This is a genomic window from Sphingobacterium sp. WOUb80 (assembly GCF_050058145.1).
Lineage (GTDB): Bacteria > Bacteroidota > Bacteroidia > Sphingobacteriales > Sphingobacteriaceae > Sphingobacterium.
In genome coordinates this window covers 1,471,849-1,494,168 of record NZ_CP165617.1, presented here as the reverse complement: position 1 = coordinate 1,494,168, position 22,320 = coordinate 1,471,849, and the positions used below count along the sequence as shown (strand labels likewise).

Sequence of the window (22,320 nt, the reverse complement as noted above, 5' to 3'; positions counted from 1 at the left end):
TCTAAAAGTTTAGGCTGATACGAAAATATTTTCTGAAAATACCTGATCCAGTAGCACGTTCTCTTTCTCCTTTGCAGCGGAACGGGCATCTTCTTTGAGCTGATTGAGCATTTGCTGCCCCTTCTCGCCATGGCACTTGATGGATCGTGCAACAAGCAATTTAATGTTTACATCTTCGGTAGATTGGTAAGTCTCGACCAGGAAAGTCAATGTTTGTTCGTCCTTTAGATTACCCAGCGCTCTAATAATAGCTTCTCTGACACTGCTGTTCTCCAAGGCAAATCTTTCAATAAGTACAGGTGCACATTCAAAATAATCGAGTTCTCCAAGCGTAATCACAATCTGGGCCCGAACATCCTTGTTCTCTTGTTTATCGAGAAGAGTCAATAATGTTGTAGAAGCTTCGTATTGTTTGAAGAAACCAATCTCTCGTAGCACAAAAATGATGTAATTGGGATTTTTGGAATTATTGATCCAACGGAGTAAATTAGGTAATTTTCCTTCATTTGATTTTTTTATCAATGTCGCATGGAGACGCAATTTATCCAATTGAGTAAAAGCCTCATCAAAATTTTCTTCCATAAACCGAAATGGATTATAGGTGTCCTGGCTTGTATATAGATCCCGTGCAGTTTTACGCAGTTGGATATCTTTATGAAAAGTTGACTTGGAGAGTACACCACTATTGACTCCATTATCAATTTCACCCACAATCTGTAAGACTTCACGCCGACGGTCAATACCCGTAACTCGCATTCGCTTTTCCCAGAACCGCGTCAATCCCAATGCTTCCAAGCAGTTCTTATAATTAATTACATTAAGCAAACTTACTCTATCCACCGTATTTTTGACTGAAAGAACCAGATCGGTCACTAATTCCAGTTTCCACTTTTTCGCTTTACTCGCATCGTAGTCCAGCAGCGCCTGGATTTCCTCAACATCATAATTTGCTTTATTGCGCATGACAAAATCCAGCTTCTCCTCGAAATGCTGCTTCGTTTTGTTCTTTCGCCGCTCTTCCTTATTAATTTTATACCCGATAAATAGTAAGCGCAGTATACCACATAGTGTAATTACTGCCAACACCATCACCATCACCAAGGTCATTCGAATAATTAAGGGATATCCATTGTAAAGAGAGCTCAGATAGCTCAAATAATACAGATAAAAATCGTAATACATATTCTTCTTTTTTTTGGTTGATAAACAGTTCTCGATTTTATACCTTTCGCTCAATCTGACACAAATAGATTCATTTTCAAAGGCATAAAAACTTATTGGCAAAGATTATCAATCGATTGAAAAAGCATGTCTCAAAGAAAGAGCATTCCCTGGCAGATAAATTTACCGCTCAGGGATAATGCTTAATATATAAACCATAAACACCTAATAAAGAGCATATTAAACAACTTAAACAGCTTTATGTCCCTCGAAACGGGACAGCTGTTTTTGCGATAAAAAGAAAATATTTCTTTTGTAAAAAGATAAAATAAAAGGTACAAATTGAGACAATCTGATTTTAGCCACATACCATTGACAGACTCTCCATACGATATTGATGGGGAGAGCAGCCAAATTGCGACTGGAAATTACGATAAAAAGACGCTCTGGAATTAAAGCCGCAAACAAAAGCTAGATCGCTGATTGTATAGACCAACTCCCGTGAACGGAGTTGCTTGGCTGCGTAACTTAATCGCAATTGGTTGATAAATCCATTTAATCCTTTATCAAACTCATCCTTAAGGAAGGCGCCTAGGTGATGTGCGGGAATACCGACTTGCCGGCAGAAGCTTTCCTTATTGAGGTCGCTATCCAGGTAAGCCAACGTTTGTATAAAATAATCAATGGATTTTCTATATTCGAACTGCTTTTCTCTGCTAATGAGCGGCACTGAAAGTTTTGCTTTTTGTTTTTCCAGTGGCATCAAATCGACCGCTATTGTCCGTTGTGAAATTTCAGATTCCTCAAACCTATTAAATTGCGCCGGCTGCAACAATTTAGCCCTTGGAGGTACCACAAATTGCACTGCTGAGAGAAAGAGTGCATATAAGCACATATTGAATCCGCGATGAATATTAAAATTAGCATCATCGTATGCCATTTTAAATATCAAAAATGAGGATACACAAACAAAACTAATTAAACTGACAAAAAAGACTATCCGTTTGAGATTAAATTTAAATAGATAATTTTTCTTTTTTCTTATTCCGAGCCAAATCCAAAAGATATACCCCAATATATGGATATAAGATAAAAAATTGAGAAAGATAGCATAGTCAATATTATAGCGATACCGCATGGTAAAATTGCTACAGAGTAAGATAAAAATCGCTATCGCTCCCAAAAAAGGGAACGTATGCTTCCACAGACGCAATCTGGTAGTTCCGCCATCGAGATCATGGATTAATAAAGCCAATGCGGGACCGTACAACAATCCGATGGGAAAGGTCAACAAGAGGTAGAGCCACTCGTGGAACAAGTGATTGCATAAAAATCCGAACAAGATCTGAAACAAACCCAACGAAAGAATAATCGTTAGGTGTCTATGAAATAACGTATTTTCTCGTCTAATATTGACAAAAATTAGCATAACATTCAATAAAAATACCACAACAGCAACTATAGACAAAAACATATTCTTTACGTTAACAATATCGATATTCAGCGAATTAGGTACACTAGGGTGCAGGTTTCGACGGAATAGGTGTCATAAAAGTAATCTAAAAAAAAGTTAAACAATAAGTTAAATTTGATATTCAAAAAACCTGTAGCCGAAACGCTACAAACAGCTCGTTACGAAGATCTTAGCTATCAGACAAACTATTGTGACTACCCAGAAGGTAAATATTCAAATTGCTACAGCAGAAAAATAGGCTTTATACGCGCTCAAATTTTTTTAATTTTGATTATGGACAATCTTCGCAATTATATTCGAGCCCTAGTCGATTTTTCGACGGACAGCTGGCATTTACTGCAACCCGCATTAACATTGCGCCACTTCAAAAAAAATGAACTGCTGCTGGAACAGGGACAAGTTTGCGACTCGCTATTTTACATCGACAAAGGCTATTGTAAAAGCTATTATATTATAGAGGGTATGGTGAAGAATACAGGATTTTTTTTTGAAAATGACATCGCTACCAATGTTCAAAGCTTTGGCAGCGGACAGAAATCCGAATTTAATATCGTTGCCTGCGAAGCGCTGACGGCCGTAATTTTTGATAGAACAAAACTATTTGAACTCGCTGCACAGTCCATAGAAATCGAACGTTTGGGACGACATTGTATTCGGAATTTCGCTTCACGGCAGGAAGAATTCGCAAATCTGTTTAAACTCTATACCGCTGCTGAACGTTTGTCTTATCTAGAAAGCAAATATCCCGAAATCCTACAACGTGTGCCACTTTCTCAATTAGCCTCCTTTTTGGGGGTAGCCCGGGAAACATTAAGCAGGATCCGCAAACGAAGATTGAACCCCTGATATTATGTGACGATCGTCACAGGATAAAATAAATCCATTTTGGGAACTTTGCATAAGCTAAACAAAAATAAAAGACATGAAAACAGACAATGCAGCCCTTTCGGATTTCGAGCAGTTTATGATGATCAGATTAAAAGCTTCAACAGATTTTCTGGAGGGAAATTTTGACTCCCTAAAAGATCTATCTGTGACAAGCGATCCGGCAACAATTTTCCCACCTCATGGAATATACATCTCGGGCGTATCTCAGGTGAATGATTTTAATCAAAAAGGAGCCTCCAATTTTCTTCCGCATGCGGAAAATGAATTTGAAGTGATCCATCAGGATGCAAGTAATTCACTAGCCTACTGGACGGGTATCCAACGATCGTCGGTTAAAATGACAGGACAAGATGCACCCGTAATTTTTAATCTCCGGGTTACTGAAATATTTAGAAGAGAGCATGGTAGCTGGAAACTTGCGCATCGGCATGCCGATAGATTGGCTGAATAGCCTAAATTACATTTGAAGCACCACATCTATTAGATCTTCCGGAATAGTAACGTCCGCTCCTGACCATCAGGCCAGCGTCAAAGTGACCGGTTTATGGTAACAACGAAATACTGCTCTCCTAGGATTTGAGTCCAACGCTGCTTGTTGCCCCCTTCATTCTCTTGTTCCAAAAGAGCAAGAGAAGAATGAAAAGAATAAATAATATGAGGGTGACGAGGTTTGTCTTTCCCATAAGCGCATGTAAGGTGGCTGGAGCTATAATTGAATTGGTTCTAATGGTAGAGAAAGTCAATACAAACGAAAACACAATACATAAGAGTAGAAAACCGGCAAAGCCAAAAAATTGGGAGAAGTTATCAAAAATTAGGAGATGCCATATCGCCCAAAATATCCCCGTTATTACACTTTTAACAGGCCATTTTATTTCGCCCAGACTATCATTCAAATAGCCCCGCCAAGTAAACTCCTCCATGATATCATACAGCAATGTAAACAAGCAGAACAGCAATGCCCAAACGTGCTCATCAACACCGTAATTATTTTTGAATCCATAAATCCCATACCCTGCAAATAGAAGAAGTGGAAACAAAAGTGATTTTGTTTTATCAGGGCCAAAGAGTGTGACAGTGGAAACGACTTTTGACAGGGCATAAAAAAACGCCGAGATAATCAGAATAATAAATCCGTGGTTCATATTCCAGGGCAAAGGAAAGCTAAAAAGGCCTTTTGTTGCCAACTGGAAAATATTAGGAAGCTTTCGCATAGCAAAGGTCCCCAACAGCACCAACCCATAAAATAATGCGATACGCAGCCAATTGGTCTTTTTTATGCTTTCAATGATATTCATACACTACTTATTATTTTATAGTCTCCCAGCGACTGATTGCAATCAATTAACGCCTACGAATTTTGAAGTCGCGAACTTACAAAAAAACGATGAAAGCAGCCTTTCTTCCAAATGTAAAAAATAAAAGTCATCTATAAATGATGCCTGTGACCAATGACAACTCCTAAATCACAGCCGATGCCTGCGGTATCCCTGTTGTTACAAAAACAATCAACACAAACGATTGCATTTAATATTTTTCGTTTAGTTCAATTGTATTTACAAAATTAGCTAGAACAATTAAATTTAAATTATGAGATATCCCAAATCTACACTGCTGCTCTTTGTGGCACTGGCAAACCTTATTTCTTGCCAAAAGAACGAGGTTCAACCAAATTCAGAAGAAAAGTTGGCACTACGGGCTGCCTCACCGGGTGCGAATGGCTATGAGGTACCATTGGGCGGCAATGCCTTTGTTACGTCTGCTCCTACCGGTGCGGTTGAAGTTATCAACAACAATGGTCTAGCAAACTGGACAAATACCAATAGCGTAATCAGTACCTATGCAAGGGTACCACAAGCAGGCGCTTTACGCGTAAAAATTAGAGCCAAAGTCCTCCCTGCCGGAGATAGCAGTACAGTGAAATTAACAATCAATGGCGTAAGCAAACAAATCAAACTTAAGGGTGGAGCACTACAAGATTACAATATCGGTACCTATTCGTTAAATACCGCTGGATATATAAAGATGGATCTTCAAGGTGTATCTAAGTCAGGCGGTTATTTTGCAGATGTATCACACCTGATCTTAGATAGTTCAGCAACGAATGGCACTGTCATTTACAGTGACAACAATGTCGACAACACTTATTACTGGTCCAGACGAGGTCCTTCCTGCCATCTCAGCTATACTATTCCGACCAATCAACAGGTTTCTTACTATTACAGTGAGGTGAAAGTCCCTGCGGGTGAAGATAAAATAGGCTCCTACTTTATGGCCAATGGGTTTGGCCAAGGGTATTTTGGTATGCAGGTAAACTCAGCAACAGAGCGTCGAATACTATTTTCGGTATGGAGTCCATATAGTACCGATAACCCTTCCCAAATACCAGCAGAAGACCGCATTACATTAAATAGAAAAGGAACAAATACCACGACGGGTGAGTTTGGTGGCGAAGGTTCTGGCGGACAGAGCTACCTCAAGTATAATTGGACTGCCGCCACTACCTATAAATTTTTATTGAAGGGAGAACCTGACAACAATGGAAGTACTGATTTCACGGCGTGGTTTAATGATCCTTCGACCAATACCTGGACGCTTATTGCAAGCTGGAAACGTCCCAAAACAAATACCTATTTAACAGGTTTTCATAGCTTCCTCGAAAATTTTAATGCCGACAACGGTTTCCTTGGCCGCTCTGCAGAATATAGCAATCAATGGGTGCGTACTTCGGCCGGAACCTGGCTGCAGGTTGTTGAAAGCACTTTTACAGTCGATGCAACCTACTCCAACAACCAGCGTATAGACGCTATGGGTGGAATAACAGGCACTAGCTTTTTCCTGAAAAATGGTGGATTTTTCAATACAGTTGTCAATCCCGGGACTAAGTTTACACGATCCGGTACTGGTACAGCACCATCAATTAATTTGACGACATTACCTTAATTATTTCCTTCAGGAACAATGCCGCTTTTGTAGAGCATTGTTCCTGAAGGTTCAAAAATGACCACATGTTTATAACTATGTTATCGAAACCTTTACCTATGTTCCTAGGTCTCCTCTTACTACTGAATAGTCTTTCGTTGACAGGGCAGCATTTGAACTCTATCAAAACTGATCACATAGTGAAAACTCAACTCGATACAATTGTAGCTCGTGCAGTTGAGGACTATCTTTCCCGGGATAATACCCATAGTGTATCAATTGGGATTTATAACAGAGGACACAAAATAACCTACAACTACAGTAAGGATAATTTACCCAACGCCAACAATTACTATAATATTGGATCGGTAGCGAAAACATTCGCTGCTACCCTGCTCGCACAAGCCGTGATTGAGAAGAAAATCAACCTTGATGATGATGTCCGTAAATACCTGACCGGAAGTTATCCCAATCTACAATACAATGGTCACGGAATCCTCGTTAAGCATCTTGCAAATCATACTTCAGCACTTCCGAAGACCTTCAGATCGCTTTCTGCTAAAGTTGCCGATAGTTTAAGCCTGCTATCCATCCCAAAACAGGTAGATTATCTCGCAAATTATAACCGTAACAGCTTGTTGGTAGACCTGAGAAAAGTTAGACCTGACACTATTCCCGGCACAAAATTCAGCTACAATAGTACAGCCGTCATGCTACTTATTGCGCTATTGGAAACTATTTATGCGGACTCCTATGAACATCTTGTCAGCAGCTATCTCAAAACTCATTTAGGTATGCAACATACAGCCCCATATTTAGATGAGGCACAAAAAAGAGAAGTCATACAAGGGCATAACAACAAGGGCAACCTGTCCCTTTCGCCAATTTAAGAGGATTCTACATTGGCCCCACCATGAATTCAACGATCAATGACCTATTGACCTACATGGAAGCCAACCTGAAACTTACGGATAAAGCCGTCGAGCTGACACATCAACTGACTTATGGCAAAGAAGATGGGTTTGGCATGGGCCTCGGTTGGATGATTAATACCGATGAACGTGGCGTTCGCTATTTCTATCATGATGGGAATACCAAAATAGGCTACAATACCTTATGTGTTCTGTATCCTGCAGATGCCTATGGCATCGTTATTATTGTCAACGATACTATTGATCAACGTCAAGTTGGTGAACTTGAAAATATCATTAGACATCAGTTTTTAATGCATAATCAATGACAAGCTCAATCTTCATTTTCGGCAAAAAAGGAAGAATAAAATTAAGTTACCATTAAAAGAATATGTATTTATTTTTAAATCGATAAAAAATAATAAAATATATAATAAATTATCCCAAAATATTATTAATTTTCAAATACTAACCAATGTGGAAATCGGTGAATGTTTAATTTTTTAACTAAAGAAAGGAGGCAAAACAAAACAACGACGAAGAGAACGGCTCAAAAAGCCTAGCACAATTAAATTAATGATTCATTCACAAATCTTAAAAACTAAGTTATGTTAAAATTAACCAGTCGCCGGAACAGGCTTTATACTGTTTTGGCTGTAGTTTCCACATTTTCTATTTTTAGTTGCCAAAAAACATCATTGACTCCTGAAGGTCCAGAGGCACTACTCAACAAAAAAGCTGCGGTATCCGCTCAGGCAGGAGCAGCAATTGCAACATTGAATTGGGATCAAACCTATCAAAAGATTGATGGATTTGGTGCATTCGGGGGCCGAATTGTTCCATTCTTTGAGTCTGCAAAAAGAGATAGTATCCTGGATTATTTATGGGGAGGCAGTGGGCTGAAACTAAATATCCTTCGCGGCAAGGTACTTCACACCTACCCTTTTAACCAGCAGACCAAAGTGGTCACCATTAAACCGGCAGGAGTATCGATTGATGTCGATCGAAATAGCGCAGCCTATCAGAATTTGACGGCAGACGAGAAAGAGCAACTTGGGCAGGTCTGGATTATGAAGAAAGCGAAGGAACGATATGAGGTTCCTTTCGTTATGGCGAGTACATGGACGCCCCCTTTATATATGAAAACCAATACAAGCAGTATTTCTGCAAAATGGTTTAATGGACTTAATTTTAATACTTCCTCAACAGCTTTTGCCCGCTACTTGACTGGATTTGTAAAATCATTTCAGAATGAAGGAATTACGATCAATGCAATCTCCCCGTCAAATGAGCCTGAAAATGTCTTTTCGGATTGGGATGCTTCTTATTGGGACTCCTCTCATCTTGGGCAATTTATTACCAACAATCTACGTCCTGAGTTAAATAGTGCGGGTCTTCAATCCACCAAAATTGTATCTTCTGAAAACGCGGCTTGGGGAACTGCCGATAATTTCTTGTCAGGCATGGACAGAAGCAACGTTGACATCCTTGCGGGACATGGTTACGTAGAGATCAGCGGCATCATCACAGGGCAACGTGGATTTAACCAGAGTCCTTCCATGTGGAATTTTAGTATTGGAGGTAAACCGATGTGGGTAACCGAAGCTTCCGATGATGGCGGCAACTATGACAGTGGTATTGAAGGCGGCCTGAAACTGGCGGTTAACATGCACAAGCTTCTTGCAGATTGCAATGCTAATGCTTATGTGTTTTGGCTAGGTATGTTGGCTTTTCAAAACAATGAAGCACTCATATGTACAAAAAGTGACGGCTCTCTGGAGTTTCCAAAAACTTATGATGTGATGGGACATTATTCCAGATTTATTAAAGCGAATTATATGCGAATCAATGTAGCGGTTCAGAATGGAAATGGCTTGTTGATTTCGGCTTATAAAGATCCGCAAACAGGCAAGTTTGCACTGGTTGTCACCAACACAGGTACGGCAGCAGTTCCATTGGACATCAACCTCAGTGGTTTTGCGAGTGGCGCATTAAACAACTATCAGACCACTGCAACAAGTTCAGGCCATTGGGGCAACGTCGGGGCTGTGAGTCCAAATAGTTCAGGCGTCTATTCCCTAACAATACCTGCTAAAAGCATAAGCACTTTAGAAGGCAACAAACTTTAATATACTAAATACACTGAGGGATCCACTCCCTCGGTGTATATTTTAAAGACTGCCAATCAACCTGTCCTAAAATTCCTGGACTATTCCTCGCCCATTCCTTTTGTAAACATCACTTTTACGAGATATTGATCTTGGGCATGCATATCGAGCATCTTACCTGATTTCACACAGGGAAAGGTTTCGATTGATCGGTATAAAATTGAACTCTTTTCATCCTCGTTTTTCACTTAGCAAATTTACCCATATTAAAAGGATTCTTTTGTAAGCACAATAAAAGCTCAATAGTACATAATATAAAAATTTAAACAACAAAATCCAACTTCCTACGTTCTGTAAAGAACTAAAATCTAAACCATTAGGAGATATAATGCTTAAAAAACAAATTTGTGCCCCCAACCATGCTATGCGGATTAAAAATATATTCCAATATCTTTGCTACCTGAATTTTGGAACAACTACTATGAAATTGCGCTACCTTGCCGTGCTTACCTTTGGGATATGTACTATCTCTGGGCTAAAAGCACAAGAAAAGTCAAATCTTATCAAACTAAATCTTTGGCCACTAGCTGTTGGAAATATTTCGCTGGAATATGAAAGGCCAATTAATGAACACTTATCAATCAATGGAACTGTAAGTTATCGTCCAGATGCTAGCTTACCATTTAAATCGCTTTGGGAATCTGCTTTTGATGATGATAACAATATTTTGGGCGAAGCCAAATTAGGGGCTTTTTCAATCACGCCAGAAGTACGTTTCTACCTAGGCAACAAAGAAGCTTTAAAAGGCTTCTATATAGCACCCTTTGTTAAATACGCCAACTATAATGTACATACTAAAATTACCGTCGATGAGTCTAATTATCATAGAGAGGTACCGATTTCGGGCACATTAAATGCTTTTACTGCTGGTGCAGCTCTCGGCAGCCAATGGCGACTCGGTCAAAATATTTATCTCGATTGGCGTATTATTGGTCCAAATTACGGATTCAATAATGGAACATTTGATGGGAAAACCCCACTAAATGCAGACGAACAACGTGAAGTCAAAAAGCAACTGGATGAATTTGATAGCAATCTCATGAAAATCAAAAAAGAAGTCAATGCTGATGGTGTCACCATAAGCACGAGCGGACCATTTGCCGGTATCCGCACCGCATTATCCGTAGGTTACCGGTTTTAATTACAAAATCCTCCCCTCTCGTATTATCCAAGCGCACGACATTGGTGCGCTTTCACCCTAAATTAGATTATGCTCACGGGCATATTTAAGCATTTATCCAATGGTTTGACACTCTGCTTTTGCCATCATCTTCCTACGATGGGCAACGACAGTGTGCGGACTCAAAAAGGTCTTCGAAGCAGTTTCAGCGACACTATAACCTTCTGAAAAGTATTGTAATACTTCAATCTCCCGCGGTGTGAATGTCTTAACATTCTTATCAAGTGTAGACAAAATACGTTCAAATTCACCACATATATACAGATCCTTTTTCTTGATTGCTTCAAAGCAAGCTAATATGGAATATGAATAAAATTAGCGAATTATCCTCTATTTTAATCTAATTTCATCAATAGGATTTTATTAACAGATTTCTTTCGATCATTTAATTTTATAAAATGATACTAAATTCATTTTTCATATCATTTTCTTCAAATACTCTTCCTACCTTTGTTCTCCAAATTAAATTAACATGCCAAAAGAGACAAGAACAGGGCTTTATCAGGGAGTCATCGAAAAAGATGATAACGGGAACTACTTTTGTGGTCCCTACCTACTGGATTACCAAATCGTAGAAGCTTATTTTAAATTGGGAGATCGCGTGAGTATCAAAACCATCATCAAAAACACAAGCCGCAAGAGTATGGAGGCTTACCCACAAAAGTCTGTTAAATTTTCATTTGCAACAGAGGAGCATGATAATGACTAGAAGCTGCTAAGATTGAACAATATAAATAATAAGGCCAATTCCGAAGAATTGGCCTTATTATTTACGGATTACATTTGATGTATCCAATTAAACAAAGCCTCTGATTTTTGGTAAATCGAGAGGCTTTTACATAATCAAATTGATCGATTACTTTATAAAATAGGTATATTTTTTAATAAAGACTACACGAATGGATCGTTCATCTAAATGATGTATTTCAAATCTATTTTCCATAAAAATTAGGAAAGATTTACTTGCTCTTAGCGGCCTCACACTATTAATGCGTTCATTTATCGTAAGTTTTATTTTTGATTTACTTCTTAAATATAAACACTACTTTAATAGCTTCTAAGCAAAGATGATGATCATGGTCCTATTTTTCGTCGAAATTGCAATTCGGTACGACGAAAATTGGGGATGAGCATATGTGGATTTTTCGATAATAAATCTATATTTGCAAAAAAAATTAACCAAATAATGAATAATAAATGTCTTCATTGCAATTGTACAATTGATGCCAATTTTTGTGGCAATTGCGGACAAAAAGCTGAAACTCACAGATATTCCCTCAAGCATTTTTTCATCCACGATTTTATTCATGGAATTTTCCATTTCGACAGTGGATTTCTCTATACAATGAAGGAACTTTTTACACGGCCGGGCAATAGTGTAAGAGAATATATTGAAGGTAAAAGAGCAAAACATTTCAATTATTTTGCGACCGTAATCATCCTACTTACGATAAACTACTTTTTTTCAAAATTTACGAAGATAGGTCTACAAGATGTGCTCAATCAAGAGAGTGTTTCAGGACTTTCTAAGGTAATTAAGGACTACTCGAAATTTGTGACATTTATCGTTATCCCTTTCAATGCGCTTATGAGTTACTTAATTTTTAAAAAAAGTGGACAAAATTATACGGAGAATTTAGTACTCAATATATTCCTTTTAGCGGCGATTGTTTCTTTAAGATTTTTTATCACTTTTACGCTTATTATAACCGATGACCCTACCACTATACTAACAGTAAATTTCCTATTTGTTATTTTGATCTTTTTATATACCATCATATTCTTCTTTCAGTATTTTTCCGCCTACAATTATAGCAAAATTGAACTTGTTCTAAGAGTTGTGATTATTGCGATCTTATTTATCATCACAAAACAGGGTATTAACACAATAATCAATACAATTGGATTGCGATATCTAAGTTAGGATCTCATGCGACAAAAGAAAATAAGATTTTTTCTACAAATTGGTGTTTTATTCCTTATAATCACCTGTAATTTTTGTTCTGCACAGCAGTGCGAATTCGATAACAGGTCTATTGATAGCACAACATTTGCGGAAACCAGAACAGCATTAAACCAATTATCCGTCGATCAGTTTGAGAAAAGGGTATTTACAAATGAATTCGCTACTATACCATATCGTTTTCTCTTACCAAAGAATTTCAATCCGAAAAAGAAGTATCCCCTTGTCATTACATTTCACAATTCATCCAGAATAGGTACTGACAATGAAAACCAATTGGAACATTTGGCAAGGACATGGGTTAGAGGGGATATTTATGCTAAGTTCAATTGTTTTGTGATAGCCCCGCAGTTTGAAAAGCGCTCATCGAACTACGAACCAAATCAGGATGATATACTTATAGCCAAACCTTCAAGAGATGCGCAACAGATCTTAGGATTGATAGACAATATCGAAACCGAATATCCAAATATCGATATAAACCGTATTTACCTCATCGGTTATTCCATGGGCGCTTCAACCACTCAAAACCTGATGCGCTTGGCTCCTGATAAATTTGCTGCAATGATTTCCATCGCTGCTGTCCCGGATTTATCTAATCTTAATGCATTTAAGCGTAAAAACATTTGGCTTATTCATGGCGAAAAAGACAGCGAAAACCCCTATGTTGGCAGCAAAATCTTATACGAAAAGCTACAGGGAAATCATCGACTTAAATTCACTACGTTTAAAAATTTACAGCACAATAATATCGTCATTCCATTTTTGTTAACTGATGAACTCCATAAATGGTTATTTACCAAGCATCGCTAACGTATCTAGTATCTAGTCTTAAGAGCTATAGGCTGCAATTCCTCATTTGGTATTTCGGGAACATATACGGTTTGTCCTCCCTTTTCATCGACTAACAGCGCCAATAAACTACTGATGTCATCTATCGTATCCAATCCGATGTTGTTTTCTACAGGCTCTATATCTCGATCAGAAAGGATCTTTACAGCTTGATGGAAGCTCTCTTGGACGATTAAGAGATCCCCGCGACCATCTTGACATGCGCGATAGATTTCTTGCAGATCAGTTATTACTAAACCCTTGCCTACAGCAGCATCCAGTTCTTTGAAGTAGTCATCATTTTTACGGACGAGCTCCTGCTTCATAAAATTCCAAGCCCGGCTCTCCAACTGATGGGTTTCTATATTGTTGTAATCGATAGGTAAGTATCCGTAATATATTGAAGGTCGATCCGCGACTTGTAAGAGCTTACTATAATTATCTTCTGTACAAAATACGAGTGTCACCATCTTCTCTTCACCAATATAGCGCAAAAGTGCCTTGTCTACCCTATTTAGATATTCTTTCAGGAGGTCATCAAGGTGTTTGGCATCACTACTTTTATCCGGAAATGTGTTGTAGAACTGATTTTCGGGAATAGGGAACTCTTCATTACTGATATCCTCGACGATACGGCCGTTCAGAGCACCGAAAAGATGAACACCGCTTTGCGATAATAACATCACAAGATAACTTGTCTGACGGCCAATTTCCTTAACCAAAGGACGAACGGCAAATGTGTTGCTTATATGGACGCCCTCTTGGTTCGTCTCCCAAGAGGATTTGAAAACTTCTGCGATGGTATCTGACACGAATATATGCAGGCTATCAAGATTATAGTTGATATCGAGATCATGCTCTATCTTTTCCAATTTTTCGATCAGACCGCTAACATCCTTTTTCGCATGTTTATCCAAGAGTCTATCGATTGCTTCTCTCGTAAAGTTTTTAATTTTTATCCGGTCGCTGAGGTTATCAGGATGTGTACGATGGGTATTGACAGAGATGGTGACGCAGAGCTCGTCCTGAACTCGAATAAGCCTTTGCAGAAGTTGTTTTTCAAACATGATCATGAATAAATAAGTTAAGAATTGAATACACTTTACAGATAACAACAAATTAAAGAAGCTTCTTGTTTGGATAAATAAGAAGTAAGCATAACCTCATCTAACTGATTATCACAAACAAAATAGCTTATTTATAGTTATTGATAGGTAAAAAAGCAGAAATATGAAAAAGGTTTTTATCGCAGGAGCAACAGGTTGGGTGGGAAAAGAATTAAGTAAAAGTATAGTTGACGATCCAAATTATACGTTAGTTGGCGGACTTTCCCGCTCACATACGGGTGAAAATCTAGCCGAGATTCTAAAGATAAAAACATCGCCTATCCTCCTCTTTGACTCCATAGAAAATGCAATTGAGAATATTGATTTTGATATTTTAATTGACTTTACGACACCACTTATCGCCAAGCAAAACATTCTGAATGCGATCAATAAAGGTAGGCATGTCATTGTCGGTACTTCAGGCCTCTCAAATCAGGATTATGAAAAAATTGAAGAAAGGGCGGAAGAAAGGGCTGTATCGGTGTTAGCAGCCGGTAATTTTTCGATTACAGCTGTTTTGTTGAAGAAATTTGCGGAGACTGCTGCTAAATATATTGATCAATTTGAAATTATAGATTATGCATCTCAAAGAAAGGTAGACTCTCCCAGTGGCACAGTCGCCGAGTTGGCCTACAGTCTTTCCAAAATTAAAAAGCCGACGGTTGAAGTTCCCATCAAGGATACCATCGGAAACAAAGAGACCCGTGGTGGTGATATCAATGGAATTCAGGTGCATGCCATAAGATTACCAGGCTATGTGCTCGGCGTTGAAACAATATTCGGTATGGAAGATGAAAAATTAGTCATCAAACATGAAGCTGGAAGTGGTGTAGCCCCCTATCTGAATGGAATTAAGATTGCGCTTGCTAAAATGGGTACCTTTAAGGGATTAAAACGTGGTTTAGATACGATAATGGATTTATAATCGCTACAAATTGAAGAGTTTTATTTCACGACGAATAAAACTCTTCAATTTGTATCTAAGTTCTTTAATGTAAACTCCAACTATTGAAACGATGTTTACTTTAATTTGTTTTCTCCCATTACACTAATTACATCGTTATCTATCAACCTCTAAATTTAACACAGAACGTTGTACCCACGCTGAGATCGCTTTCTACAGTAACCTTCGCATCAAGACGATCCGCTATACGCTTTACGATGGAAAGCCCAATCCCTGATCCTTCAAAACCCTGCGAGTTAGGAAGTCGCTTAAAGATTTCAAAGATATTGCTGCCATCCTTAATATCCATACCAATACCATTGTCTTTAATATAGTAATAAACTGAATGACCGTGTTTTTCACTATAAACTTCTACCTTTGGCTGTTCTTTTCTACTGCTATATTTTATCGCGTTTCCGATTAGATTTAAAAACAGCTGATATAAAAGTGTTCTTTCTCCGAGAATTGGCCATGTTTCCCCTAAAACAAACTCCAGCCTTGCGCTTTCAAACTGTTCCTTGCAGCTCTCGAGAATATTGAGAATTTTGTTTCGAGGATCTATCAGCTCGGTTTTAAAGGCCACATAATTAGACTGTGTGAGCTGATAAACCTTGTCCATCATTTCCGTTATCAATCCGGTAGCATCCATGATATTCGTTGCCATTTTTCGTAACATCTCTTTCGGAAGATCATCTTTCATCAACATCATCTGCGCAGCAAGCTTTATCGACGAAAGGGGGTTTTTAAGATCGTGGGTCAACGTATAGCCAAATGTATCTAAGGCATTGTTTGATCTTACGAGTTCCTTGTTGAGCTGGGCAATCTCTCCTCCCCGTTGCGCAATAGCCTGTTGCGTTATTTGTGCAATTTTCTCCATAAAAGAAAGCTCAGCTTTCTTCCATTTAACAGACTTGCCTTTCATCTTTTCACGCCAAGCTTCAAATGATGTCCTGGGTGATGGAAACTCTACTTCCCTTTCGGGGTCATAATGATATATTTTTTCGGGTTTCCCTGCCCAGACATCTTCGTATACATGTTCCTTACGGAATAAATAAATGTGCCATTTATTGCTGGGAAGAATATTTATCCGCAGAATACCGGGAAATATGACCGATTGCTCTATGGCGGTCCCATCGTAAACAAAATTTGAAGTAAAAAATAAATCGTTCTCGCCTTGTATTTCTATATACTGATCAATCTGACTCTGCTGTAATTCTGCAGGTACCTCACCCCAGGTTTTGCAACCGCGGTCATGTTTGATCATCAATCCATCTGCCCCAACAATTTCCAAGATTTGGGGTGCAAAGCGCTCAAGCACGATTCCAATATCACTGTTTACTAATAATTCAGACTTTAGGTCACGTTCCATAACTCCCATTATCGTCTGGGCCACAAGGTTTTCTTTTTGATGTTCTGAAAGATAATAGTTGATAGCGTACTGCGTTAAGAACGCGCATAAGTGACGTTGGGCAAGGTCAACATTCAAAGGTAGACTATTCTGACAGGCCACCAACCCCCAAAGTTTCCCCTCGATAACGATCGAAAAACTGGCGCTGGCGCGCGCGCCAGCGTTCTTAAGATATTGTAAATGTACTGGAGACAATGCCCTGAGGCTACAACGTGTAAGATCAATTTCTCCTGGCTCCAAGCCTTTTATAGCAATAATCGGCGCATCGATATCCGCAACATGTCGCGCAAGGAATTTGACGTAAAGTGCTCTTGCTTGCGCAGGAATATCAAATTCTGGATAGCGGTACCCCATCAGTGAGGTCATTCCATCTGCCAGGGACTCAGCAATTACCTGACCGCTATTGTCCTCTTCGAAACGGTATACCATAACACGATCAAAACCAATAATCTGGCGGATCAATACCGTTAATGATTGCCAGGCATTACCATGCTGCTCTTCAAGGTATTTTGCATAATAGAATAAACGGGTCGCTTTTAAATGATTTTCGCTACAGATCTCAACTTCAACGTATGTTTTGTCATCATACTGGTAAATGCTTAGATAATAATCCACACCTTTGATACGAATACGTTCCACAAAACGGGTAAATATCTCCCCTTTGATCTGTCTTTCAATCTCTTTGACATTCCACTCCAATTCTGATGATAGCAAAGGCAATAGTTGATCGATTGGCCTGCCTAGGATTTCGGTCATAGGAGTATTCAGGACTGCAGATAGGTTCTCACTTGCGGCAATACATCCGCTCTCATCAAAAATACAAAGGAAACCGAAAAATTGAATTTTACCACATAGGTGGATTTCTTCTTCGTGGCACTCCAGTTGACGCATAGTTTGCTAGTTTTAATCTTTTAATTTACTAATAATAGGAAATTCTCGAAAGAGATAATTTGCCATACATCATAAATCTAGCACCCCTCTTCAAACATGTCATATCTTAGGCTAATATATAAAAATATAACGACGAAAATCGGATCAAACGATTGTCTAACATTTATTCAGGAAGCTGAGCAAATAAAAATACTGATATGAAAGACTATTCCGGTAAAAAATAAAAAAGCTAGGTTGGAAAGGCCCTAGCTTTAAAACTTTCTTCATGACCGGACAAGCAGTCTTTATTTAATGAACAATACTTTTCACTACTTTGTTTGGATTATATCTTGACTATTGCTGAATTAAAGTATAAATAACGCCATATAAAGAACCAGAAAGAATATATTCTATCGGCAGCATTTTATACGGTTTTATATTATTGGAGAATTGATCAAGTGTGTTAGGTAAAAAAACTATCAATCTGATAATGAGATTATTTACTAACATACACGTATAAATCACATCTTCCGTAATATTTACTTAAAAACGACATTGACACTTTCAGCCCCTCTATTTCGGCCAAAATTTGCACTGTTGTTGTTCTAAAATAGCTGTATTAATGACATAAAAGAAACAACATGCAACATATCCAGATAAATCCATTTTTTGAAGAAAAAGAGGCTCACTTAAAAATTTTGGTTCTCAATTCACCTCAGATCCGGAAGATACAAACGAGCAAATTAAACTACAAAAACAATAAACAACGAAACTATTCACAAATAGGTCTTGTTATTTAAACAACATCACAAAATAAATTATTATGATTTCAAACAAAACATTACTCGCTTCTTTAGCGACTGCAGCAATTCTAGTTTCATGTAACAATCAAACACCACAAGAAAAAGCTACAGAGAGCATGGAACATGCAGAGGAAAAAGCAGCTGACGCGAATGAGGATGCCATGAAAACCTCAGAAGATGCCGCTACAAAAGATGCTGAAGCAGTTGTTTATTCAGATAAAGCTGCCGCTAATGCAGCTATAGCTTCAGTGACGGCCCCGGTACTATCCAATGATAAAGCCAAAGAGCTTTATACAAAATTGGGCAAAACATGGGTAGACCGCATCAACGCGGAGTCTGCCGACAAAGCGCTGGATAAGGAAAAATCTCTTTTAGACATTAAAAACGAGATTGAAAAAAATCTTGCGGAAGGTAAAATATCTGCGTCGGATAAAGATAATATCATGAAATACCAATCTGATTGCTTAGCAGCTATAAAGGCTGCACTCTAGTACACAAAACAACAGTAATCAGTATTTAAGAGGATATCTTGCGATTTGAAAATGAATCGCAAGATATCCTCTTATTTTTGTCCCATACAATATTGTCCGCTGCGTTATACTATTAATCCATTCATTGAACTATTTTAACGCTGAAAAATGATAATTTTAAACAAGTTAATTTGCAGAATTGCGTATTATTATACTTCTTTCTGATTAAAGAAAATTAAAATTATGAAAACTCATTCGACAAATTATTTTAATACCCTGATTATGACTGCTACGGATACCAAAGTGGTTAAAGGTACTGTTCCGCCGTCCAAACACAATAAAACCGTAGCTGAAAGACAATATGAATTAATCGTCTCAGCACCTTATCAGTATACATCTGATGACATTATTTTCCAGGTTTATGCGGAAAGGAAAGACCTCATGCCAGACGAGTATCCCTTAGCCAGAACAGTCTTTTTCTCCAGAGGCCAAGCTTGCCTCCGCGCTTCCCCCCTTACAAAAACATATGGGTATGGGGTCCATAGCAACAGTGAAGGAAAGGTAGCCTTATACGGCATGGAAACAGAAGAGTATCAAAAATTTGTAAAGGATGGCAATACAAAAAAGGTTAAAGCAATGAAATCTTCAAAGTAGTGTCTGTTCAATAAAAAGATATGATTTAAACGTCATTTCCCATGAGCAATAACTTGCTCAAGAAAAGAAATCTGTCGTTCGTTTATTTTTTTCTTTGCCTCTGCAAACGTAAACCAAGCTCCACGATCTATTTCAGGATAAGTTTGCATTTTTCCTGATTTCGGTGGCCATTCCATCTCAAAGGTATTGCTAACGAGTTTAGCTGGATCTATATCGCCTTCAATTGCCCAGCACTTAACTATTTTGCCTCCCTTTTGTTGAATAGAATTTAACGCAATGAAATTTCCGCCAGGAAGATAACCTGTCTCTTCAATAAATTCCCTTTTGGCCGCATCGAGTTCATCTTCGTTCATATCGATTTCTCCCTTAGGGATTGTCCATGAGCCTTCATCTTTTTTTGTAAAATAGGGTCCTCCAGGATGTACTAAGAAAAAATAAATTTCTAAAGCCTGAAATTTATACAATAACAATCCAGCGCTTGTATTTATCTTCTTAACCATTAGTGCTGCTATTCCGTAATCGAATCCATGTAGGAGCATGATCGCTGCTCTTCTCCCAGCCGCGAACATCCCGATCAATACCGCCTTCAATTAAACGATCCCGAATTGAAGGGCTCAATAAGATGTGGTCTATACGTAAACCGGCATTTCGGCTGTAAGCCTGACGAAAGTAATCCCAGAACGTATAAACCTGCTGATCCGGAAAAAGCTGACGAATGGAATCCTGCCAACCCTCTTCAAGAAGTTGACTGAAAGCCTCTTTCACCTCCTTTCTAAACAATGCATCATTGATATATTTTTCAGGTTTATAGGTATCCATTTCTGTTGGAATAATATTAAAATCACCAATGAGTATCGCTGGAATATCCATACTAAGCAGCGTTTTGGCCCGTTTGGCTAAGCGCTCGATCCACATCAGCTTATAATCAAATTTGGGTCCGGGAAAGGGGTTTCCATTAGGCAGATAAAGACAGCAGATCACGATTTGTTGAATCATAACCTCCAGATAGCGGCTTTGAACATCGTCGGTATCTCCTGGAAGCTCCCTTGAAATTTCTTGGATCTCATATTTAGAAAGTACTGCAATCCCGTTCCAGCTTTTTTGGCCATGCCAAATAGCATGATATCCGATGTCATTCAGCTCTTTCAATGGAAAACGTTCCTGAGGAGCTTTCAGCTCCTGGAGACATACGATATCAGGTGATTCTTCGGCTAACCATCGTAGCAACACAGGAAGACGTGCGTTGATACCATTAATATTATAAGTGGCTATTTTCATGAGATTGTCGTTCTAACTTAAACAGACAACCAAAGGAAGGTTCCGATTGTTTGAAAACTGCTCAGAAAAATTTAATAGCTGAATTTTAGGCGAGTTAACAGGACTTATTAAGAACACGCTAGGCTAACTCTTTAACCATCCAAACATCACAACCAGAATGTCCAGATTCTCCCATAGGCGCAGTAAGCGTCTCAAACCCTTGCTTCTTGTAGATACTAATAGCATCCCCAAAAGCGGGCAGGCTCTCAAGGTATATGCTGGAATAACCAAATTCCTTTGCTGAAATAATTGATCTGTCCATTAATTCCCGGCCGATACCTTTGCCCCTAGCTTTTGCTGACAAGTAGAATTTAACAAGTTCAGTGCAGTGAGAGGGAAGCCCCGCAGTAGGAAATATACCACAGCAACCTACAATCTCGCCGTCTATCTCAGCGACCCATAAGCAAGCTTTTACTTCTTGGAATAGCTCAAAAAGATTATCAGTCGTAGGATCGGAATAAACTGTACCCAAACGTGGGGCATTCAACTCATCAAAAACAGTTCGTATGATTGTCGCAAGTATAAAATTATCTTCTGGCTGAACCTTCCTTATCGCTATCATTACAATAATGGTATATTACAATTTAATCTGCCTTATTCCAGTTATTTTCAAAGTCAATTATTACTGACAAGAAACATCTTTCATAAAAGATGTTAAAAAATATTAAATTAACATTATATTTATGTAACCAAATATATAAAAAGTTCTACATCATGGCAAAAATATCCGCTAAAAAGTCTTTTCGGAATGACATCGTCATTAACCTAAAAAATTCATTATCCTACCTAAGTGATTATTTGAGTGACAAGAAACTCAATTCTCGTCTAGAAAAAGCATCTAAATTGTTAACCAAGGGTATAAAAGAAAAGAAAATTGAGAAAAACAATTTAAAAAAAGCCAAAATACCGGAAAATGAAAATAGAACTGTCAACAATGCAAATTCTTCTAAAACACCCGCAGCGAAAAGAGTTAAAACCACTGTGCATAAGGTTGAAGCCGCCCCTATTTCGCCAGAACTAACGATAAACGAACAACCCAATGCAATAGCTCCGGTCAAAACTCGTACGCCTAGAAACGGAAAACCAAAAGCTGAAAAGTAAATTTGCTTTTTGTACGCTATAAATACGTAACTCATCTGTTTTTTTCGGTAGTACTGTACTTAGGCTACGTTATTTCCATTCAAAAACTACGGTTAAAGCTGTATAAACAGTCTTTGGGTATAACTTTTGATCCATTTACATCAAAAGAAT

24 protein-coding genes are annotated in these 22,320 nt (G+C 38.3%); 14 read left to right on the top strand and 10 right to left on the bottom strand.

The features are described 5' to 3' along the window. Nucleotides 1–9 precede the first annotated feature (9 nt). A complete protein-coding gene (locus AB1Z56_RS05920) occupies nt 10–1,182 on the bottom strand; it encodes a HEAT repeat domain-containing protein (RefSeq protein WP_426791406.1) in 1,173 nt (390 codons plus the stop codon). A 337-nt stretch (nt 1,183–1,519) separates the two neighbouring features. Next, on the bottom strand, nt 1,520–2,635 hold the full coding sequence (locus tag AB1Z56_RS05915) for a helix-turn-helix transcriptional regulator (RefSeq protein ID WP_426791405.1): 1,116 nt from the start codon (nt 2,633–2,635) through the stop codon (nt 1,520–1,522). A 273-nt stretch (nt 2,636–2,908) separates the two neighbouring features. On the opposite strand from AB1Z56_RS05915, the gene AB1Z56_RS05910 reads away from it, so the two are divergent. Then, nucleotides 2,909–3,481 (top strand): Crp/Fnr family transcriptional regulator, encoded by a 573-nt coding sequence (locus AB1Z56_RS05910; RefSeq protein WP_426791404.1) that lies wholly within the window; start codon nt 2,909–2,911, stop codon nt 3,479–3,481. 76 nt (nt 3,482–3,557) lie between these two features. Then, nucleotides 3,558–3,974 (top strand): YybH family protein, encoded by a 417-nt coding sequence (locus AB1Z56_RS05905; RefSeq protein ID WP_309360423.1) that lies wholly within the window; start codon nt 3,558–3,560, stop codon nt 3,972–3,974. A gap of 118 nt (nt 3,975–4,092) precedes the next feature. Here the strand turns inward: AB1Z56_RS05905 and AB1Z56_RS05900 are convergent, their stop codons facing one another. Continuing rightward, a complete protein-coding gene (locus AB1Z56_RS05900) occupies nt 4,093–4,821 on the bottom strand; it encodes a CPBP family intramembrane glutamic endopeptidase (protein WP_309360426.1) in 729 nt (242 codons plus the stop codon). A 292-nt stretch (nt 4,822–5,113) separates the two neighbouring features. On the opposite strand from AB1Z56_RS05900, the gene AB1Z56_RS05895 reads away from it, so the two are divergent. The 4 genes from AB1Z56_RS05895 to AB1Z56_RS05880 all read left to right on the top strand — a co-directional run bounded on the left by AB1Z56_RS05895 (nt 5,114) and on the right by AB1Z56_RS05880 (nt 9,485). Next, nucleotides 5,114–6,466: a DUF3472 domain-containing protein gene (locus AB1Z56_RS05895; protein ID WP_426791403.1), complete on the top strand. Its 1,353-nt coding sequence runs from the start codon at nt 5,114–5,116 to the stop codon at nt 6,464–6,466. 179 nt (nt 6,467–6,645) lie between these two features. After that, nucleotides 6,646–7,335, top strand: coding sequence for a serine hydrolase domain-containing protein (locus AB1Z56_RS05890; protein ID WP_426791402.1), 690 nt, complete (start codon nt 6,646–6,648; stop codon nt 7,333–7,335). A gap of 23 nt (nt 7,336–7,358) precedes the next feature. Then, the gene (locus tag AB1Z56_RS05885; protein WP_426791401.1) at nt 7,359–7,685 is read left to right on the top strand and encodes a serine hydrolase; all 327 of its coding nucleotides are present in this window, start codon (nt 7,359–7,361) and stop codon (nt 7,683–7,685) included. 279 nt (nt 7,686–7,964) lie between these two features. Next, nucleotides 7,965–9,485 carry a glycoside hydrolase gene (locus AB1Z56_RS05880; RefSeq protein ID WP_309360432.1) on the top strand — a complete coding sequence of 507 codons (1,521 nt, stop codon included), beginning with the start codon at nt 7,965–7,967 and terminating at the stop codon, nt 9,483–9,485. 80 nt (nt 9,486–9,565) lie between these two features. On the opposite strand, the gene AB1Z56_RS05875 is transcribed toward AB1Z56_RS05880, so the two are convergent. Continuing rightward, complete coding sequence (locus AB1Z56_RS05875; protein WP_309360434.1) at nt 9,566–9,712, bottom strand: hypothetical protein; 147 nt, start codon at nt 9,710–9,712, stop codon at nt 9,566–9,568. 140 nt (nt 9,713–9,852) lie between these two features. Here AB1Z56_RS05875 and AB1Z56_RS05870 point away from each other — a divergent pair, with 140 nt between their 5' ends. After that, nucleotides 9,853–10,665 (top strand): DUF3575 domain-containing protein, encoded by an 813-nt coding sequence (locus AB1Z56_RS05870; protein WP_309360436.1) that lies wholly within the window; start codon nt 9,853–9,855, stop codon nt 10,663–10,665. Nucleotides 10,666–10,758: 93 nt separating this feature from the next. Here AB1Z56_RS05870 and AB1Z56_RS05865 read toward each other — a convergent pair whose 3' ends face one another. Then, on the bottom strand, nt 10,759–10,938 hold the full coding sequence (locus tag AB1Z56_RS05865; protein ID WP_426791400.1) for a helix-turn-helix transcriptional regulator: 180 nt from the start codon (nt 10,936–10,938) through the stop codon (nt 10,759–10,761). A 238-nt stretch (nt 10,939–11,176) separates the two neighbouring features. On the opposite strand from AB1Z56_RS05865, the gene AB1Z56_RS05860 reads away from it, so the two are divergent. From AB1Z56_RS05860 to AB1Z56_RS05850, 3 genes are all read left to right on the top strand, one after another. Next, nucleotides 11,177–11,413, top strand: coding sequence for a hypothetical protein (locus AB1Z56_RS05860; protein ID WP_309360440.1), 237 nt, complete (start codon nt 11,177–11,179; stop codon nt 11,411–11,413). Between the two features lie 417 nt (nt 11,414–11,830). Then, nucleotides 11,831–12,628, top strand: coding sequence for a DUF3667 domain-containing protein (locus AB1Z56_RS05855; RefSeq protein ID WP_426791399.1), 798 nt, complete (start codon nt 11,831–11,833; stop codon nt 12,626–12,628). A gap of 6 nt (nt 12,629–12,634) precedes the next feature. Beyond that, nucleotides 12,635–13,480 (top strand): phospholipase, encoded by an 846-nt coding sequence (locus AB1Z56_RS05850; RefSeq protein ID WP_309360445.1) that lies wholly within the window; start codon nt 12,635–12,637, stop codon nt 13,478–13,480. A gap of 5 nt (nt 13,481–13,485) precedes the next feature. Here AB1Z56_RS05850 and AB1Z56_RS05845 read toward each other — a convergent pair whose 3' ends face one another. Then, entirely contained in the window at nt 13,486–14,571 is a 1,086-nt protein-coding gene (locus AB1Z56_RS05845; RefSeq protein WP_426791398.1) for a hypothetical protein, read from the bottom strand. A gap of 157 nt (nt 14,572–14,728) precedes the next feature. On the opposite strand from AB1Z56_RS05845, the gene dapB reads away from it, so the two are divergent. Beyond that, nucleotides 14,729–15,529 (top strand): 4-hydroxy-tetrahydrodipicolinate reductase, encoded by an 801-nt coding sequence (gene dapB / locus AB1Z56_RS05840; protein ID WP_426791397.1) that lies wholly within the window; start codon nt 14,729–14,731, stop codon nt 15,527–15,529. Nucleotides 15,530–15,671: 142 nt separating this feature from the next. On the opposite strand, the gene AB1Z56_RS05835 is transcribed toward dapB, so the two are convergent. After that, a complete protein-coding gene (locus tag AB1Z56_RS05835) occupies nt 15,672–17,846 on the bottom strand; it encodes an ATP-binding protein (RefSeq protein ID WP_426791396.1) in 2,175 nt (724 codons plus the stop codon). An 802-nt stretch (nt 17,847–18,648) separates the two neighbouring features. Here AB1Z56_RS05835 and AB1Z56_RS05830 point away from each other — a divergent pair. After that, nucleotides 18,649–19,119 carry a hypothetical protein gene (locus AB1Z56_RS05830; protein ID WP_309360453.1) on the top strand — a complete coding sequence of 157 codons (471 nt, stop codon included), beginning with the start codon at nt 18,649–18,651 and terminating at the stop codon, nt 19,117–19,119. A 222-nt stretch (nt 19,120–19,341) separates the two neighbouring features. Beyond that, a complete protein-coding gene (locus AB1Z56_RS05825; protein ID WP_426791395.1) occupies nt 19,342–19,752 on the top strand; it encodes a DUF6157 family protein in 411 nt (136 codons plus the stop codon). Between the two features lie 32 nt (nt 19,753–19,784). On the opposite strand, the gene AB1Z56_RS05820 is transcribed toward AB1Z56_RS05825, so the two are convergent. The 3 genes from AB1Z56_RS05820 to AB1Z56_RS05810 all read right to left on the bottom strand — a co-directional run bounded on the left by AB1Z56_RS05820 (nt 19,785) and on the right by AB1Z56_RS05810 (nt 21,631). Then, nucleotides 19,785–20,252 (bottom strand): NUDIX domain-containing protein, encoded by a 468-nt coding sequence (locus tag AB1Z56_RS05820; RefSeq protein WP_313263387.1) that lies wholly within the window; start codon nt 20,250–20,252, stop codon nt 19,785–19,787. Beyond that, nucleotides 20,245–21,030, bottom strand: coding sequence for an exodeoxyribonuclease III (gene xth / locus AB1Z56_RS05815; RefSeq protein WP_309360459.1), 786 nt, complete (start codon nt 21,028–21,030; stop codon nt 20,245–20,247). The genes AB1Z56_RS05820 and xth overlap by 8 nt, the downstream gene beginning before the upstream one ends. Nucleotides 21,031–21,148: 118 nt before the next feature. Then, nucleotides 21,149–21,631 carry a GNAT family N-acetyltransferase gene (locus AB1Z56_RS05810; protein ID WP_426791394.1) on the bottom strand — a complete coding sequence of 161 codons (483 nt, stop codon included), beginning with the start codon at nt 21,629–21,631 and terminating at the stop codon, nt 21,149–21,151. Nucleotides 21,632–21,720: 89 nt separating this feature from the next. On the opposite strand from AB1Z56_RS05810, the gene AB1Z56_RS05805 reads away from it, so the two are divergent. Further along, the gene (locus AB1Z56_RS05805; RefSeq protein ID WP_426791393.1) at nt 21,721–22,170 is read left to right on the top strand and encodes a hypothetical protein; all 450 of its coding nucleotides are present in this window, start codon (nt 21,721–21,723) and stop codon (nt 22,168–22,170) included. Nucleotides 22,171–22,320: the final 150 nt, after the last annotated feature.

Excerpts from the sequence above, each read along its gene's own strand:
- AB1Z56_RS05820 (WP_313263387.1), bottom strand. The coding sequence starts at position 20,252 with ATGGTTAAGAAGATAAATACAAGCGCTGGATTGTTATTGTATAAATTT.
- AB1Z56_RS05825 (WP_426791395.1), top strand. The coding sequence starts at position 19,342 with ATGAAAACTCATTCGACAAATTATTTTAATACCCTGATTATGACTGCT.
- AB1Z56_RS05830 (WP_309360453.1), top strand. The coding sequence starts at position 18,649 with ATGATTTCAAACAAAACATTACTCGCTTCTTTAGCGACTGCAGCAATT.
- AB1Z56_RS05885 (WP_426791401.1), top strand. The coding sequence starts at position 7,359 with ATGAATTCAACGATCAATGACCTATTGACCTACATGGAAGCCAACCTG.
- AB1Z56_RS05895 (WP_426791403.1), top strand. The coding sequence starts at position 5,114 with ATGAGATATCCCAAATCTACACTGCTGCTCTTTGTGGCACTGGCAAAC.
- AB1Z56_RS05910 (WP_426791404.1), top strand. The coding sequence starts at position 2,909 with ATGGACAATCTTCGCAATTATATTCGAGCCCTAGTCGATTTTTCGACG.
- AB1Z56_RS05845 (WP_426791398.1), bottom strand. The coding sequence starts at position 14,571 with ATGATCATGTTTGAAAAACAACTTCTGCAAAGGCTTATTCGAGTTCAG.
- AB1Z56_RS05870 (WP_309360436.1), top strand. The coding sequence starts at position 9,853 with ATGCTTAAAAAACAAATTTGTGCCCCCAACCATGCTATGCGGATTAAA.
- AB1Z56_RS05850 (WP_309360445.1), top strand. The coding sequence starts at position 12,635 with ATGCGACAAAAGAAAATAAGATTTTTTCTACAAATTGGTGTTTTATTC.
- AB1Z56_RS05855 (WP_426791399.1), top strand. The coding sequence starts at position 11,831 with ATGAGCATATGTGGATTTTTCGATAATAAATCTATATTTGCAAAAAAA.
- dapB (WP_426791397.1), top strand. The coding sequence starts at position 14,729 with ATGAAAAAGGTTTTTATCGCAGGAGCAACAGGTTGGGTGGGAAAAGAA.
- AB1Z56_RS05835 (WP_426791396.1), bottom strand. The coding sequence starts at position 17,846 with ATGCGTCAACTGGAGTGCCACGAAGAAGAAATCCACCTATGTGGTAAA.
- AB1Z56_RS05900 (WP_309360426.1), bottom strand. The coding sequence starts at position 4,821 with ATGAATATCATTGAAAGCATAAAAAAGACCAATTGGCTGCGTATCGCA.
- AB1Z56_RS05880 (WP_309360432.1), top strand. The coding sequence starts at position 7,965 with ATGTTAAAATTAACCAGTCGCCGGAACAGGCTTTATACTGTTTTGGCT.
- AB1Z56_RS05920 (WP_426791406.1), bottom strand. The coding sequence starts at position 1,182 with ATGTATTACGATTTTTATCTGTATTATTTGAGCTATCTGAGCTCTCTT.
- xth (WP_309360459.1), bottom strand. The coding sequence starts at position 21,030 with ATGAAAATAGCCACTTATAATATTAATGGTATCAACGCACGTCTTCCT.
- AB1Z56_RS05810 (WP_426791394.1), bottom strand. The coding sequence starts at position 21,631 with ATGATAGCGATAAGGAAGGTTCAGCCAGAAGATAATTTTATACTTGCG.
- AB1Z56_RS05805 (WP_426791393.1), top strand. The coding sequence starts at position 21,721 with ATGTTAAAAAATATTAAATTAACATTATATTTATGTAACCAAATATAT.
- AB1Z56_RS05905 (WP_309360423.1), top strand. The coding sequence starts at position 3,558 with ATGAAAACAGACAATGCAGCCCTTTCGGATTTCGAGCAGTTTATGATG.
- AB1Z56_RS05860 (WP_309360440.1), top strand. The coding sequence starts at position 11,177 with ATGCCAAAAGAGACAAGAACAGGGCTTTATCAGGGAGTCATCGAAAAA.
- AB1Z56_RS05915 (WP_426791405.1), bottom strand. The coding sequence starts at position 2,635 with ATGTTTTTGTCTATAGTTGCTGTTGTGGTATTTTTATTGAATGTTATG.